The organism is Nonomuraea sp. NPDC047529 (assembly GCF_040642995.1).
Lineage (GTDB): Bacteria > Actinomycetota > Actinomycetes > Streptosporangiales > Streptosporangiaceae > Nonomuraea.
The window spans coordinates 1-15,385 of the sequence record NZ_JBEYTJ010000079.1; the positions used below are offsets into that span (position 1 = coordinate 1).

The 15,385-nt window shown below is 66.2% G+C and carries 6 protein-coding genes and 2 pseudogenes; 4 read left to right on the plus strand and 4 right to left on the minus strand.

The genetic code is table 11. The features are described 5' to 3' along the window. Positions 1–33 precede the first annotated feature (33 nt). Both ABZ815_RS51855 and ABZ815_RS51860 read left to right on the plus strand, forming a co-directional pair. Complete coding sequence (locus ABZ815_RS51855) at positions 34–5,847, plus strand: RHS repeat-associated core domain-containing protein (protein ID WP_357710729.1); 5,814 nt, start codon at positions 34–36, stop codon at positions 5,845–5,847. Between the two features lie 3 nt (positions 5,848–5,850). Next, positions 5,851–6,183 (plus strand): hypothetical protein, encoded by a 333-nt coding sequence (locus tag ABZ815_RS51860; protein ID WP_357710732.1) that lies wholly within the window; start codon positions 5,851–5,853, stop codon positions 6,181–6,183. 1,208 nt (positions 6,184–7,391) lie between these two features. On the opposite strand, the pseudogene ABZ815_RS51865 reads toward ABZ815_RS51860, so the two are convergent. The 4 genes and pseudogenes from ABZ815_RS51865 to ABZ815_RS51880 all read right to left on the minus strand — a co-directional run. Beyond that, positions 7,392–7,625 (minus strand): annotated as a pseudogene (locus ABZ815_RS51865) (transposase); the annotation flags it as partial. Between the two features lie 16 nt (positions 7,626–7,641). Continuing rightward, the gene (locus ABZ815_RS51870) at positions 7,642–8,724 is read right to left on the minus strand and encodes an IS110 family transposase (protein ID WP_357710735.1); all 1,083 of its coding nucleotides are present in this window, start codon (positions 8,722–8,724) and stop codon (positions 7,642–7,644) included. A gap of 226 nt (positions 8,725–8,950) precedes the next feature. Then, positions 8,951–9,958, minus strand: a pseudogene (locus tag ABZ815_RS51875) (IS256 family transposase); the annotation flags it as partial. 2,158 nt (positions 9,959–12,116) lie between these two features. Continuing rightward, positions 12,117–12,743, minus strand: coding sequence for a TetR/AcrR family transcriptional regulator (locus tag ABZ815_RS51880; protein WP_357710737.1), 627 nt, complete (start codon positions 12,741–12,743; stop codon positions 12,117–12,119). A gap of 225 nt (positions 12,744–12,968) precedes the next feature. On the opposite strand from ABZ815_RS51880, the gene ABZ815_RS51885 reads away from it, so the two are divergent. After that, a complete protein-coding gene (locus ABZ815_RS51885) occupies positions 12,969–13,439 on the plus strand; it encodes a carboxymuconolactone decarboxylase family protein (protein ID WP_357710740.1) in 471 nt (156 codons plus the stop codon). 52 nt (positions 13,440–13,491) lie between these two features. Continuing rightward, entirely contained in the window at positions 13,492–13,974 is a 483-nt protein-coding gene (locus tag ABZ815_RS51890; RefSeq protein WP_357710743.1) for a carboxymuconolactone decarboxylase family protein, read from the plus strand. Positions 13,975–15,385: the final 1,411 nt, after the last annotated feature.

Genomic DNA, 15,385 nt, shown 5'->3' on the forward strand with positions numbered 1-15,385 from the left:
GGCGGGGGCCGGTGGGGGAACCCGCTGCTGTACGTGGGCACCGACGGTAAGCTGCGCGGCCAGTTCCGCGTCCTGGCCGCCAACGGCAACGAGACCATTGCCCCCATCACCACCTCCGCCGCGGTCACCGACAACCGCTGGCACCACGCGGTCCTGGCCGGCACCGGCAACACCCAGAGCCTGTACGTCGACGGCGCCGCGGTCGGCACGCTGAACGGCCCCATCGACCACAACTGGCTGGCCTACGCGCTGATCGGCGACGGTCTGACCACACCCGATTTCCCCGCCACCGCGCCGGAGGACCCGGGCGAGTACTACACCCCGTGGGGCTTCACTGGTCAGATCGACGAGGTCGCCCTCTACGACCGGCCGCTGGCCGCCGCCGAGGTCAGCGACCATTACGGAGCTCGTCTGGCAGCCCCGCACCTGCTCAAGAAGATCACCCTGCCGTCGGGCCGGGTGTGGGCGGACAACACCTACGACGGTGCCAAGGACCGGCTGCTCACCCATACCGACGAGCACGGCGGCACGTGGAAGCTGGGCGAGGCCACGCCCGTCGACACCATCAACGGCAAGTCGACGATCACCGTCACAGACCCCCAAAGCGGGACCACCACCACTGAGCACGACGCCTGGCGCGGATATCGCCCGACCTCGCGCACCGACCAGCTCGGGCAGAAGACCACCTACATCTACGACACCGCCGGCTACCTGCACCAGATCACCGACCCCAACGAGATCGTCACCGACCTCAGCTACGACAAACGCGGCAACCTGCTGTCCGAACACAGCTGTGACCCGGTGACACTGCCCCAGGCGGCTGCCGCCGAGGGCCCGTTCTTCACCTGTCTTAAACTGGGCGACACCACCACGGTGATCGAAGGCCAGCGCTGGTATGAGTACTACCTCAACAAGGACAACGACTTCGACCCGCGCAACGACCGGCTGATCGCGGTCCGGGACGGCCGCTCGTCCAGCAGCACCGACAACACCTACGCCACCAAGGTGGAGTACAACTCCTACGGCGAGCAGACCAAGCAGACCACCCCGGCCACCCTCGACTTCCCCAATGGCCGCTCCACCGGAGTCACCTACACCGACGGCACAGAACCGGCGATCAGCGGCGGGAACGCGCCCACCGGGCTGGTCAAGGCACGCACCGATGCCAAGGGCAACGCGGTGACGTTCAAATACAACGCGGCAGGAGACTTGGCCGAGCAGAGCGATCCAGAAGGCCTGGTCACTGCGTTCGAGCATGACACGCTCGGGCGCGTTACCGCGAAGACTCAGATTTCCGACGCCGTGCCTGCCGGCGTGAAGATCGCTTTCGCTTACGATGCTGTGGGCCGGTTGGCGACCCGGACCACGCCTGGTGTGCAGAACGAGCTCACCGGGGTGACCCACACCGCGCAAACCAGCTACTCCTACGACTCGGACGGTCATCCGCTTACCGCCACCGTCACGGACCTGACGGGCGGAGATCCCGCACGGGCCACCGTCTACACCTACGATGCCTACGGTCATCAGGAGACCGTCACTGACCCGGAAGGCGGTGTGCTGCGCACCAGCTGGGACAAGTTGGGCTTGCCGGTGGCCTTGACGGACCCGCTCGGCTCGGTGTTCGGCTACGTCTACACCAAGCGGGGCGAGCTGGAGAAGCGGACGCTGAAGAACTGGACCGGAAGCCCGGTCAGTCCGAAACCGGCCACCGAGATCACGCTGGAGAAGTTCTCCTACGATCCCGGAGGACGTCTGGCCGCCAAGGCCGACGCGATGGAGCGCAAAACCTCCTACACCTACTACGCCGACAATCTGCTGTCCCAGGTGATCGGCGATGACGTCCAACTGAACGGTTCGAGCACCGCCACTGACGTCATCTTGGAGGCCAACACCTACGACGCGGCGGGAAACCTCACCAAGAAGCAGACGGGCGGCCGAGCTACCACCTACATCACCACCACTGACTACGTCTATGACGCGGCCGGTCTGCTGACCTCACAGACGTTCGATCCGGCCAAGCTGGCCCGTAAGACCGTCTACACCTACGACGCCGCCGGCAACGTCACCGCGGAGCAGTACTCGGCGGCGGGCACCACCCGGTCGGAGAGGATCGACTACACCTACGACAAGAAGAACAACCTCATCGGTCAGAAGGTCGAGAACGACGCGCAGGATCTGATCAGCTCCTGGACGGTTGATGATCGTGGGCTGGTGGTGAACGCAGTGGACCCGCGCGGCAACATGCCCGGCGCCGATCCGGACGCCTACACCACCACCTACCGGTACGACCCGTCGGGGCGGCTGGTCGAGACCAAGGCACCCACCGTGCAAGTGGAGAAGAACGGCGCCAAGCAGGCGGCCCGGCCCACGACCCGGCGTGGCTACGACGTTGTGGGAAACCAGACACAGGTCCTGGATGGTGAGGGACGGCTGACCACCTCCGCGTTCGACCGGGCCGGCCGGCTGACGTCGGTGACCGGCGCCGCCTATACCCCGCCCGGCGGCACGGCGCTCACCCCGAAGACGGCCTACAGCTACGACGCCGCCGGGCGGCTGGTCAAGACCACCGACTCACGTGGCGGGATCACCACAGCCGAGTACGACGCGCTGGACAACCTCGTGCGCCTCACCGACCCCTCGGCGGCCCAAGGCCAGGCTGCGGGAACCTGGATGTCAGAGTATGACCTGCTGGGCGAGCTACGGGCTACGGTCGACCCGACCGGTGCCCGGCAGCAGTTCGCCTATGACGATCTCGGCCGACAGGTCACCCGCATTACCCTGGAGCGCAAGCCGGCCACCGCGTCCTACACCACGAACCTGCAGTACAACGACGTCGGCGACGTGACCAAGATGACCCTGCCCGGCAACAAGGTCACCAGCTACACCGTCAACGCGGCCGGAGAAGTCACCACCCAGACCGACCCGGCCACCAACACCACGACCTACGAGTACGACTTGGCCGGCCGCCCAGCGAAGGTCACCGACGCCGAGCGCAACGCGCTGGCCAGCGAGTACGACCTGGCTGGCCGCCTGACCGGGCTGAAGAGGCTGGACAAGAACGGCGCCACAGTCCGCGCGGTCGGTTACGGATACGACGCAGCCGGCAATCTCACCCAGTACACCTCCGGCGAGGGACACGTCACCCGAAGAGTCTTTGACGCCACCAACCTGCTCACCGAACTCGTCGAGCCGGTCTCTGCCGGCGAGTCGATCACCACCAGTTTCGGCTACGACGCCACTGGCACCCGCACCCGCACCACGGACGGCCGCGGCAACGCCACCTGGAGCAGCTACAACACCCTCGGCCTCATCGAGACCCTGACCGAACCGGCAACCACCGCCCACCCGAACGCGGCCGACCGCACCTGGACCCACATCTACGACGTCGCCGGCAACGAGACCGCGCTGATCAAACCCGGCGGGGTCCGACTGGACCGGCAGTACGACGCGCTCAACCGCCTCACCAAGATCAGTGGCTCCGGTGCTGGCATCGTCGCGCAGGACAAGACCTACGGCTACGACCTGGCCGACCGCGCCACGACGGTGTCGGACCAGAGCTTGGAGTACAACGACCGTGGCCTGCTGACCAAGGTCACGGCCCCCTCCGGGCAGAGCACTGCCTTCGCCTACGACGCGCTCGGCAATCCCACCCAGCGCGTGGACGTGACCGGCACCACCGCCTACACCTGGGACAACAACAACCGGCTCAGAACCGTCACCGACCCGGTCAGCGGCCGGACCAACACCTACGACTACGACAAGGCCGACCGGCTGACCACCATCACCTCGGCCAACCCCGTCAACACCCAGTCCTACACCTACGACGCGCTGGACCGGCCGCTCACCCACACGCTGAAGAACAGCAGCGGCGGCCAGCTCTCCAAGATCACCTACGGCTGGGACAAGGACGACAACCTCACCTCCAAGACCACCGAAGGTCTGGCTGGCGCCGGCTCCAACACCTACGGCTACGACCAGGCGGGCCGCCTGACCTCCTGGACCGGCCCGGACGGCACCACCACCAGCTACGCCTGGGACGCCTCCGGCAACCGCATCAAGGCCGGGACGAAGATCTACACCTACGACGAACGCAACCGCCTGACCGAAGGCGACGGCAGCACCTACACCTACAGCCCGCGCGGCACCCTGGCCTCCCAGACCAAGAACGGCACCACCCGCAACCTCACCTTCGACGCCTTCGACCGGCTCATCAATGACGGCGACGCCAGCTACACCTACGACGCCTTCGACCGCATGGCCACCCGCCAGAACAACGCCGGCCAGCAGCGTTTCGCCTACGCCGGCCTCAGCAACGACATCATCGCCATCACCGACCAGAACGGTGCCCCGCGCGCCTCCTACGGCCGCGACCCGTTCGGCGACCTCATCAGCGTCAAGGAAGGCGGCAACCCGGCGGCCGCAGCGCTGACCGACCTGCACCAGGACCTGGTCGGCACGTTCTCTGGCACCGCGCTGACCGGCACCACCGCCTACAACCCCTTCGGCGAGGTCACCGCCCAGACTGGCACCAAATCGGGTCTGGGCTACCAGAGCGGATACACCGACCCCGACACTGGCACCGTCAACATGCATGCCCGCTGGTACCAGCCGGGCATCGCAGCGTTCGTCTCCCGCGACGACTGGAGCCTGGAGCCGAACCCGTCGGTGCAGGCCAACCGCTACACCTACGCCAACGCCAGCCCCCTGGTCAATCGCGACCCCACCGGTCACGTCCCAGACCCGGGCGGCGGCAGCTGGGGCGACGGTTGCGGCTATGACTGGTACCACCAGCAGACAGCCCTTCCAAGAAGGAGCGACCCACCAGCAGGAGCGTGCGGCGACAAAGACAAGGGCAAGGGTAAGAACGGGGGCGAGGGCACCGAGTCAACCGTAGAGAGCCAGGCAAAGTCTGAGTCCCGCAAACCCCCTGGCGGAAACCAGAACAACACCGGTCAACCGACCGGCGGCCAGCCCACCGCTGGCAAGCCAGGCAATGGCAAGAAGAAGAAGGACCCTAAACCGCCGAAATCCGGAAACAAGTCTTCAGGGCCGAGGCCTAGCACGCCGCCGCCGTCGCCGCCCCTTCAGGATGTAATCGACAACAGATGCGCCCACGGCCCGTGCAATGTCAGCTGGAGCGGCAGTCCCAGCCACTTCAACGGCCCCGTCACCTACGGTGGACCTAACACCACCCTCACGCCGTACAATCCCGGCCCCCCAGCGATCAGCCCCATCGACCTGCCCAGCGACCCTGGAACTGACTTTGGAACCGACGCCCCGTCCCAGCCAGAGGGTGACGGCTGGGACTACTTCTGGGGATTTGTGGACGGGCTCTCTCACTTCGCGATGCCCTTTCCGGCCAACCCATGCCAGGCCGATGGGCAATGCGACGGGTGGTTTACCGGCGACCCGCTGTCCAAGCATTACCAGGACGGCCAAGACTTCTGGAACACATGTCCGCAGCCAAAGAATCCTCAGCCGGGAATGGGGGAGCTGCAATGCGGCATGCCGCCATCTGTTGGACGGGGAGGGGTTCCGCGCGGTAAAGGTGGGATGCCGAACGGTAAGGTAGGGACGCCTGGACAGTGGCCGAAGCAGCAAGGCGGTAACTGCAAGGAGTGTGCAGACAAAATCCAAGACATGATCGGCGGAGAGCAGAAGCAGATCACATCGCCTTATCCTTGGCTGGGGCCATCGAAGCATGATCCGAATGGGACTTGGAACAATCATTGGGTCGTCGAGAAGGATGGGCGCATATATGATGGAACGACTGGGCCGAATGGTCTGGATAAAGAAACCTACAAAAAGCAGTGGGAGTATCATGGCGACATCGATTTCGGGTTTTAAATCATGAAGCCGGGAGAATTGGTGGAGCATCTCAGAGTGCGTCCGCGAATGTTTCTGCCCGACGATAGATACGAAACCATGGTGGCCTTCGTATCAGGCTTCGATGCCGCCGTCGACGGAACCTTGCTGCGCGAGTTCAGCGGCTGGTGTCTCGACCGTTGGGAACATCCAGAATCTGGTTTTCATTGGTCTGCTCTGATTCGCGAACGAGCCCTCTCGTGCGAGTCTGACCGAACGGTCAACCTCTCCAGCGATCCAGACGCTTCGGTTAAATCACTTCTATTGGATCTGCTTCAGCAATTTTTTGAAGAGAAAGATCGTTCCGGTAAGGGGTGAAGAGAGACGTTGGCTTGGAGTATGGCGATGTCGACGTGGGGTGCTCGCTCCGCCATGCTCGGCCGGCCAGCCCAGGCGGACACGACGTAGGTCGTCGGCGGTCTTCGGGAGACATGGGCGAAGTGCTCTCGACGATCGCCAGGCTTATTGACCGATGCGCACCCCAGCCTGAGCCAAGGGGCTGTCCTGTCAGGCCAGTAGAGCGCGGGTGTATGAGATGCCAGCCGACGGTCTCCTGCGGGACCCCATCAGGCAGGGCACCTCCCGCCTTTCCTCATGCAAGAACTACTCTCTCCGACGTCTTGCAGAGATGAGCAACTTTTTGGCCTCCAAGAAACGTGGTCAAGCTCATCCGCAGCGCCGATGCTCACCGCTGCGGTGACCTCCCGCAGGCTATGTTGGCGCCACAGCCATGTGATGGCTTCGGCCGCTTCCCGGCGCATGCTCCGTCGGATCGGCCGGTGCTCCTCGCCATGATCTCGGGCATAGGCTCGCGGCTCGTCCGCCGGGCGGCGCGGCAGTTTCGCAAGAGCGTAGAAGAGCGTGGCGGCAAGGAAGGTGACGGTGTCGACGACGAAGGGCACTGTCCCCCCCAGGCCGTACAGCAGGCCTGGGGCGGAGGGCCGATCAACCTGGCCACGTGGATATGGGCCTCCGCGTAGGCGCTGTGCAACTGGCCTGATGGGACGATGCCGCGGACCGCTATCTCTTGGACGGGCAGATGGATGCGACGCACAGCCTGTCCAGCACTGCCAGATCCGTACATGACCGGTGACGATGAGCACCGTCAGGGGCGCGCGGAGGCACAATTGCATAGAGGCCCTGGGCCGTGAGCACGAGTGCGGCGGCGGTCCCACCGGTCCCCCAGACGCCGGTTGGCATCTGGACCGACAGGAGGGAGACAGTGCGGGCGTCGGCGAAAATGCCCGCCAACTTAAGCGGGCCGGTGCGCGCCAGCACCAGCAGTGGCATGGCGAGCGTGGTGAGCGCTGACCCATCTCGGAGACCGCGCTGCCAACCCACAGCAATTGAAAGCGCGCGTTCTTGCGCAGCGGTGACGACTCGTCTTCCTTGGAGGTGGGGGGCAGTCACCTGTCATGAGGCGTCACTTTCGGAGGCGAAGCTTCGCGATCCGTGCAGACGACTTCGGGGTCACGTCCACGGACGTGGTGTATGAATCGATCTTCGCGTGATCCTGTTTCTGCAGGTTAAGCGGTAAGCGTCTGCGGAAGTGGGTTCTGGGTCGGTGTGTCGCTGGTGATGAGCCGGACGCGGGCTTTGGCCAGAATGTCCAGGCCCATGTAGCGGCGCGCTTCGGTCCATTCGTCGGTCTGCTCGGCCAGCACCGCGCCGACCAGCCGGATGATCGCGGCCCGGTCGGGGAAGATGCCGACCACGTCGGTGCGGCGGCGGATCTCCTTGTTCAGCCGTTCCTGGGGATTGATGCCCCTATGGATGTCAAGCCTCGAACCTGGGCGCGCTGGAGTTGATGATGATGCGATGGACTTCGCGCGCGATGTAGCGCTTCAGGCACCGGATGACCTCCCGACGAGTCTTTCCGTCAGCAGTGCGTTTGCGCAGGTAGTCCTGAGTGCGTGGGTCCCAGCGCAGGCGACTGAGCGTGATCCGGTAGAGGGCCGCGTTGGCCTGGCGGTCACCACCGCGATTCAGCCGTCGCCGGCTGGACTTCCCGGATGACGATTCCAGCGGACTCACCCCGCACAGAGCAGCGAAGGACGCTTCGCTGGCGAGCCTGTCTGGGTTGTCACCCGCAGCGATGAGGAGAACAGCGGCACTGTCAGGCCCAATGCCGGGCTGCTGGAGGAGCGCAGGAGCTGCGACCTCAACAGCTGTCGTGATGTGCTTGGACAGCTCGTTGATCTCTCTGGTCAGATACTGGATTCGCTCGGCCAGGAGCTTGAGCGTGTAGAGCATGGCGCCCGCGAGATCGGTGACCGCCGCGGGATCCAGTGCAGCGCACGCGGTGATCAGCCGTGGGGCAGACAGTCCTGCGAGACGATCACGCAAGGCGGGATCAGCAGAGACCAGCAATGCTTTGAGCTGGTTGATCGACTGCGTGCGCGCCTTGATCGCGGAATCCTTGGCGACTTTGAACATCCTCAGCATCTCGACCGGACCGTCAGCGCTCTTCGGAAGAGCAGTCGCCTGCCCGGCCAGGACGGCCCGGGCCGCGTTCTCCGCGTCGATCACGTCGCTCTTGCCCCGGCGGCGGCGCTCTGCCCGGTTCGGCCGGTTGACCTCCAAAACCGTGAGCCTCTCGGCTTGCAGATGCCGGGTCAGTGCCGCCCCGTAGGATCCTGTGCCTTCGACTCCAGCACGCCGCACCTGGCCCAGCGAGCGAGCCCAGGCCACGAGCTGCTGGTAGCCCGCCACCGTGGTCGGGAAGGCGGCGTGCGCCACCACACCTCCCGTCAACGTCAACACCACGGCGACGTGCACGTCCTTATGCGTATCGACGCCTAGAACGATGTCTTCGATCTGGCGGTCGACGTCGGGTTCGGGCATGCTGACGGGGGTCATCTGGCTCCTTGAACGACCTGTGAGGGGATGGCCGTCGTCGGGCCGGCGTGACGGTCGGAACTGTGACGGTGCCTTGTAGCGGCAAGGCCCCTATCGGGACACGTCTGCCGGTCCGACGCCAGCAAGCACCGCCCGAAGCAAGGACCGGCAGATCAATCCAAAGGCAGCACGGCCAGTTAGACCACGGGCCAGGACCTCGTCCGGGCGGCACAAGAAGATCCTCACAGTTGGACCAGATCTGGCGCCAGGTCTCGCGCGGGAAGGCGGCGAAGGCGAGCAGGTCCTCGCGGGCGGCGTCCAGATGCTCGCACGCGGCTGGGTATTTGGCCTCCAGGGCGTCGATGACCCAGGCATGCTGGGTGCGAACGGCGTCGGCGGTGGGCTGGTCGAAGATGGTGCGCACCAGCGTGGCCACCCACGGCTGGGCGCTCTTGGGCACGGTGGTGAGCAGGTTGCGCAAGTAGTGGGTGCGGCAGCGCTGCCAGGCCGCGCCGGGCAAGGCGGCGCCGATGGCCTCCACCAGCCCGCGGTGGGCGTCGGAGACGACCAGCTGGACGCCGGACAGGCCGCGCGCTGTCAGGCCGCGCAGGAAGGCCAGCCAGCCGGCGCCGTCTTCGGCCGAGGTGACCTCCAGGCCTAGCACCTCGCGCTGGCCGTTGGCGTTGACACCGGTGGCGACCAGGGCATGCACGTTGATGGTGCGGCCACCCTCGCGGACCTTCTGCGTCAGCGCATCCAGCCACACGAAGGTGTACGGGCCGGTGTCCAACGCGCGGGTGCGGAAGGCTTCGACCTGCTCGTCCAGCACCTTGGCCATCTGGCTGACCTGGCTCTTGGAGATGTGTTTGATGCCGAGCTGCTCGACCAGCTTGTCGACTCTGCACGTGGAGACGCCGAGCAGGTAGCTGGTGGCGACCACGCTGATCAGCGCCTGCTCGGCTCGACGGCGCCGCTCCAGCAGCCAGTCCGGATAGTACGAGCCCGATCGCAGTTTCGGGATCGCCAGCTCGATCGTGCCGGCGCGGGTGTCCCACTCGCGCTGCCGGTAGCCGTTGCGGGAGTTGATCCGCTCGCTGCTGCGCTCGCCATAACCGGCCCCGCACATGCTGTCGGCCTCGGCTGACATCAACGTCTCGGCCACGGTCTTCACCATGGATCGCAACAAGTCGGGGTCGCCGGTGTCGATCTGCTGCGCCAGCCACTGCCCGGGCGTCACACTGTTGTCCGCGGCCATCACGTGTTCTCCTTCGATCTTGGTTTTCGCCTTCGAAGGATCACGCGATGGCCGTCACCATTTCACGACGACACACCTGTTGACCAGGTCAAACTCGTACACCACTCCCGTGGACGCAACCGACTTCGGGAGCCGACACACGTCCCGCAATGCGGCGAGATGCTCGAGCTTCGGGGTGGTTTACGGAACTGCCCGTTCATGGCGCCCATGGGCTCGACCGTCGAAATGTGATGTGCTCGGCCAGCCTGCATCTCCATCGAAACGTGGCGCACGTCGAAGGCAAGGCCTTGATCATGGATGAGAAACCCGCACTCATGCTCGCCTGGAGCTTGATCACGGCCAATACGCGGCCAAAGAGCGCTCCTGGTGAGGCTATGCCCAGGTCAGCGCGCGCTTGCGACGGGACTGTAAAACCGTCGGCTCAGCCTACGCAAGTTCGAACCTTGCACCTGCCACCAGCAGTAGCTGCAGGTCAGAGGCCCTTCGGGGCCTCTTCTGCGTTTCAGGGGTGTGTAGCCGTGAGCCGCGGTAAGCGGCTGCTTGTCGCTGGTCACGCAATATCCGCGCAATGATCTTGAGGTGTGTTCCCCCAGGTCGAGCGGGGCTTCACGTAGATCGATGTGTCCCGAAGACGAGAGAAGGGCCCCGGACGATCTCCGGGACCCTATGGCGCGCATGTTCACGCTGCTCGCAGCTGCCCGTCGATCCACTGGCGAGCGGCATCCCAACTTGTGAACTCCTCCAAGTGCTCTCCGCTCTCAGCATTGAAGACGTGGTACCGGCGCTTGCCCTCCTTGCCGGTACGGATCAGGTCAGCCGTCAAGTGGCGGCGCGGCGCGCCGCCGTACCCCCGGCCCTCCGCCCGCCCGCCGTCCAGGCGTGCGGCCTGAGGGCCGGTCCCGGACGGCGGCGGGACACCGGGCCGGGCACCGCACGCCGGCCCCGCCGTACCGACCGAAAGCACCGGCCGGGGTTGCCACGCCGCCGCGCAGATGCAGCCCTGCGATCGCCACTGCATGGCCGGTCGCCGTATATGGCTGGGGGCGATCGACGATCCGTGCTTCGTTCCTCAGCACGGCTCACCGAGTTCCCTGGTTCCCTGCTCGCTTCTCCTGCGGCGTTTCCCGTGCCGTTAACGGCGCCCCCATCGGGCGAGAGCGCGAATGATGGTAGGGATGTCCTCTCGGCGCGCACGCATGAGTGCCACAAGGCCGAGCACCAGCCAGGGGAGAACTGTGATCAGGACAGCAAAGGGCAATGACACGACAGAGCCACCTCTCGGAATCGGTGTCTGTCGCTGGAGCCTGCAACGCATCATGCACGGCGACCGTGCACCCACAAAACAGAACCCAGCGTCCAGAACGCTGAGCTGAGAATCACATGTCGCATCGCGCCCGTCAACCATCCAGGTCAGCGGCTGATCGTCGTGCATTTTCGTCGGCTGGCTCTGCCTTGCGGGATAAATGCAGGATGATCTTCCCTGGCGCGGGAGAGGTGAGAGCCGTACCCCGAGGTCGGATGCCTGATGCGGTCAGGAACGTCGGCCCGCTGTAAACCGTCGGCACCTCGCTGGCGTGCCCGTCAGGGCGGTCGACGAGGGGAGTCGCGGGGAAGCGCGGACAGGATGACTGCCCTCGTTGAGCTGCACCGAGGCAGGCACAGAGATCGTGTGCCTAAATCGTCCAAACTGGTGGTGTGCGTTCCGGCTACGCGACACTGCACCGTCGAGGATCAACACTCTGGCCGCTGATGTCTGGGCGGCGGCGGCGATCGCGGCCTCCTCTACCGGTGACGGCACGCGGCGCTGGCCGTCCTGCCCCTGGCCGCTCTGTCCGTGCTGGCCCCGCATGGCCTGGCGTGCGGATAGTGCTTGGCGATCGCGGTCGGGGTGTTGTCCCGCACCGGGGTGACCCGGGTCAGATCCGTGCTCGACCTGGTGGCCGACGTCCATCGCGTCCGGCAGAACCACCGCCGCGGTCGAAGGGACCTCCCATGACCACCCCTGGCTCGGGCCCGCACGCCGTCCGACCTGGGCGAGCTGACCGCCCAATGGCTGGAGGGCCACATCGGCCACTCGGCTACGGCGGTTCGCCCGAGGAGGAGACCCTCCCGCACATCGCCACGCTCGCCGGGGTCACCGGCATCTTGTGGGTCGAGGTCACTTTTCCTTGATCGCTGCCTCTACGAGGGCTCGTGCGGCCCAGGTGATCGTTTCCTGTTCGGCCTGGGGGTCGAGGCCGCGGACGTCGCGCAGGGCGATCTGTGCTTCCCAGCCGACCACGATGGTCAAGGCCGAGATCAGGCGTTGGAAGGACTCTTCGCTGAGGGTGCCATGGAGCGGTTGGCAGGCCTGCTCGAGCCATTCGATCCGGCGACGGGTGCGCTGGGGGGTGGCCGTGCCCGGGGCGACGTCGGGCGGTGGGTCGACGGTCAGCCGGATGAGGCGGCGGCCCAGGGGGAGCGACTGGGGTGAGTAGGCGAGCAGGGTCCGGGCGAGGGCTTCCACTCGGGCCGCGGCGTCGCCGGCGAGCGCAGGGTCGGCCAGCGCCTCCTCGACGGGAGGCTCGTTGATCGCGCCGGCGGTCGCGTCGATCAGCAGGTGGTCCAGGCTCGGGAAGTACATGTACACCGTGCGGCGGGACACGTCGGCGGCGGCCGCGATCTCGTCGATGGACGGTGTCGTTCCGCCGGCGCTCAGGTGGACCGCCGCGTCCACGATCGCCTTGCGGGTACGGCGGCGCTGCGCTTCGCGGCCGCTACGGCGGGCTGGATCGTCGCTGCTCATCGTGGCTCTGTCGCTCCTTGGGTCGGTGGTGGCCGCAGATCTTGACGTCTGCCCATCGCATGAGTATATCCTCATGCAGTAATTGCACAGCAGTGCAGGGATTGCATGTGAGTTCAATGGAGTTTCAAGGTCTGTATGACGTAAGTCACATGAGTGGCGGTGTCACAGAACTCGGACCTCCGGCATCTCATGGCCGAGCCGACAACAGCAGCAAGGAGCACTTCCATGGAAAGCCGCCTGAACCTCTTCGCCAGCCCGGTCGTCGCCAAGGCCCTGGGGCACTACGGCGCGGCGGCCCCGGTGCTGATTCAGGAGTCGGCGCTGCCGGCCACGACGCAGAACCTGGTGATGCTGCGCGCCAGTCAGATCAACGGCGACGGCTATGCCACCGACGTTCACGGCAAGAACGCCGCACACGCTGGTGAGACCATCGCGCGGCTGAACCTGGTCGCCGTCTGGCGCGAGTCGACGGTGTTCACCGACGCCGAGCGCGCCGCACTGGAGCTGACCGAGCAGGGCACCCGCATCGCCGACGGCGCCGGTGGCATCACCGACGAGGTCTGGGCCGACGCCGCCAAGTACTACGACGACGACCAGCTCGCCGCGCTGGTGGCGTTCATCGCCCTCATCAACGCCACCAACCGCTTCGCCGTCATGAACCGGCAGCGGGGCGGCTCCTACCAGCCCGCCAAGTGACGATCCGCATCCCATCCGAATGACAGACAACCCCGCGAGCAAGGACTCAGTCATGGAACGTTTCGACCTGTTGGCCAACGAGCTCGGCGCCAAGATCGCAAAGCGGATCTACAACGTCGCTGTGCTGGTGGAGAAGTCGCCGCTGCCCAAGGCCACCCAGGATCTGGTGATGTTGCGCGCCAGCCAGATCAACGGTTGCGGCTTTTGCGTCGACTATCACACCAAGGACGCCACGGTCGCCGGTGAGAGTGCGACCCGCATCCATCTGGTCGCCGCCTGGCGTGAGTCGACGGTGTTCACCGAGGCCGAGCGGGCCGCGTTGGCGCTCGCCGAGGAGGGCACCCGGATCGCCGACGATCACCGCGGCGTGTCGGATGAGACCTGGGCCGAGGTGCGTAGGCATTACGACGACGACCAGATCGTCGCACTGGTCACCCTGGTTGCCATGATCAACGCCAACAACCGGCTCAACGTGATCGTGCGCAAGCCTGGTGGTTCCTACGAGCCCGGCATGTTCGCCGACATGGCCAACTGATCGGCGCCCACCGTCGCCAACCCGGTGCGCGGCTTTCCCGGCCTGCGCAACGCGGAACCGCGCAGTTGAGGCGCGATCGCCGACGGATCTGACGGTCCGTCGGTCCGCCTCTCCCGAGTCGAGCGGCGGCAGAGTGGGCCGAGTGTGGGTGTCGGGCTTCTGGTCGCTGTCGATGAGGGAGCCAAAGAAGAAGCGGCGGCCGGTGGGCCACGGCAGCAGGATGCGGGTGGCGAGGTCGGCCAGCCCCCGGCGGCGCAGCCGCTTGGTCAGGTGGCGGTGCCAGAATCCGGTGACGGTCTGCCGGGCGTGCTCGTGGGCGGGCACCGGGCCGGGAGTAGGGGGCGTCGGGGACGTGCCGGCCGTTACGGGGCAGGTGAGGACTCCGGCGGCGCGCAGCGTGCACAGGCGGTGCTGGCCGTTGGTGATCCCCTCGTGGCCATCGTCCCAGTTGATGGGGTCGAATACGAAGCTGTCGAGCCAGCGCTCGTCGTCCGGAGTGAGCCTGTCGGCCTCGGCTGGGGTGAGGGTCTCGCGCCAATCGCGCGCGCTGTCGCTGTGCTTGTCGCGGGGGAGCCGCGGGCCAGGCGTTTGGCGGCGGGTGCGTGCGCGCATGTGAACAGGCCGTGGGGCCAGGGCAGGCTCGACAACGGCACCAGCCGTATCCCGTTGACGCCGTGCAGCAGACGGCGGCGTTCGGCTGGGTCGGTGCAGCGCTGGGGGTAGAGGGCCGTTTCGTCGGCGGGCAGGCGCGAGCCGTCGAGAGTGAGTCGTCCCCAGCCGTGTGGTGGGAGGTGGCAGTCCTGCTTGCGGAGGCTGACGGCCTCGCCGGGTCGGAGTCTCGAATGGGTCACTGCGTCCAGAGCGAGAGGTACCCGCCGGAGGCGGTCTTGTTGGGGTGATGTGTTCGTGGGACAGTTCGCGCTGTGGACGCGTATCGCCGATCTGCCTGGTACCGCGCCGGTCGGGCGCTTGTTCTGATCAGCTTGGGCTGGGGTGCTGCCGGCTTCTTCTTCGTGTTCGCTGTCAACGACGGGCGCGTGTGGCCGAATGCCTACAGATTCCTGTTCGTCTACGTCAGCCTTCAAGTGTTTGGGTTGCTGTGTGTAGCTGCCGGTCGGACGCGGCACCGGGCGTGGCGCAAATCCGTCAGTCGGTCATCGGAGAGCGACGCGGGCGGCGCTGCCCCGAAGGACGCCGGAGGCGCCGCGTAGCGGTCAGGGCCGGTGACGGGGCGGGAGCACGGCAGTGTGGCGCCGCGGGGTGGCAGGTTGGCTTGGACACGTCGGCGTGGCGGCCCGTGCTGCTGTCGTCCGGGGTCGGCTCCCAGGCCGGATGCCCGGGCGGCGGGCAAGCGGCAGGCCGCTGTACGGCGGCGGCACACTGGGCCGGGTGCCGCACGCCGGCCCAGTGT

Coding starts and splice junctions, on each gene's coding strand:
- ABZ815_RS51880 (WP_357710737.1), bottom strand. CDS start 12,743: ATGAGCAGCGACGATCCAGCCCGCCGTAGCGGCCGCGAAGCGCAGCGC.
- ABZ815_RS51860 (WP_357710732.1), top strand. CDS start 5,851: ATGAAGCCGGGAGAATTGGTGGAGCATCTCAGAGTGCGTCCGCGAATG.
- ABZ815_RS51870 (WP_357710735.1), bottom strand. CDS start 8,724: ATGACCCCCGTCAGCATGCCCGAACCCGACGTCGACCGCCAGATCGAA.
- ABZ815_RS51890 (WP_357710743.1), top strand. CDS start 13,492: ATGGAACGTTTCGACCTGTTGGCCAACGAGCTCGGCGCCAAGATCGCA.
- ABZ815_RS51885 (WP_357710740.1), top strand. CDS start 12,969: ATGGAAAGCCGCCTGAACCTCTTCGCCAGCCCGGTCGTCGCCAAGGCC.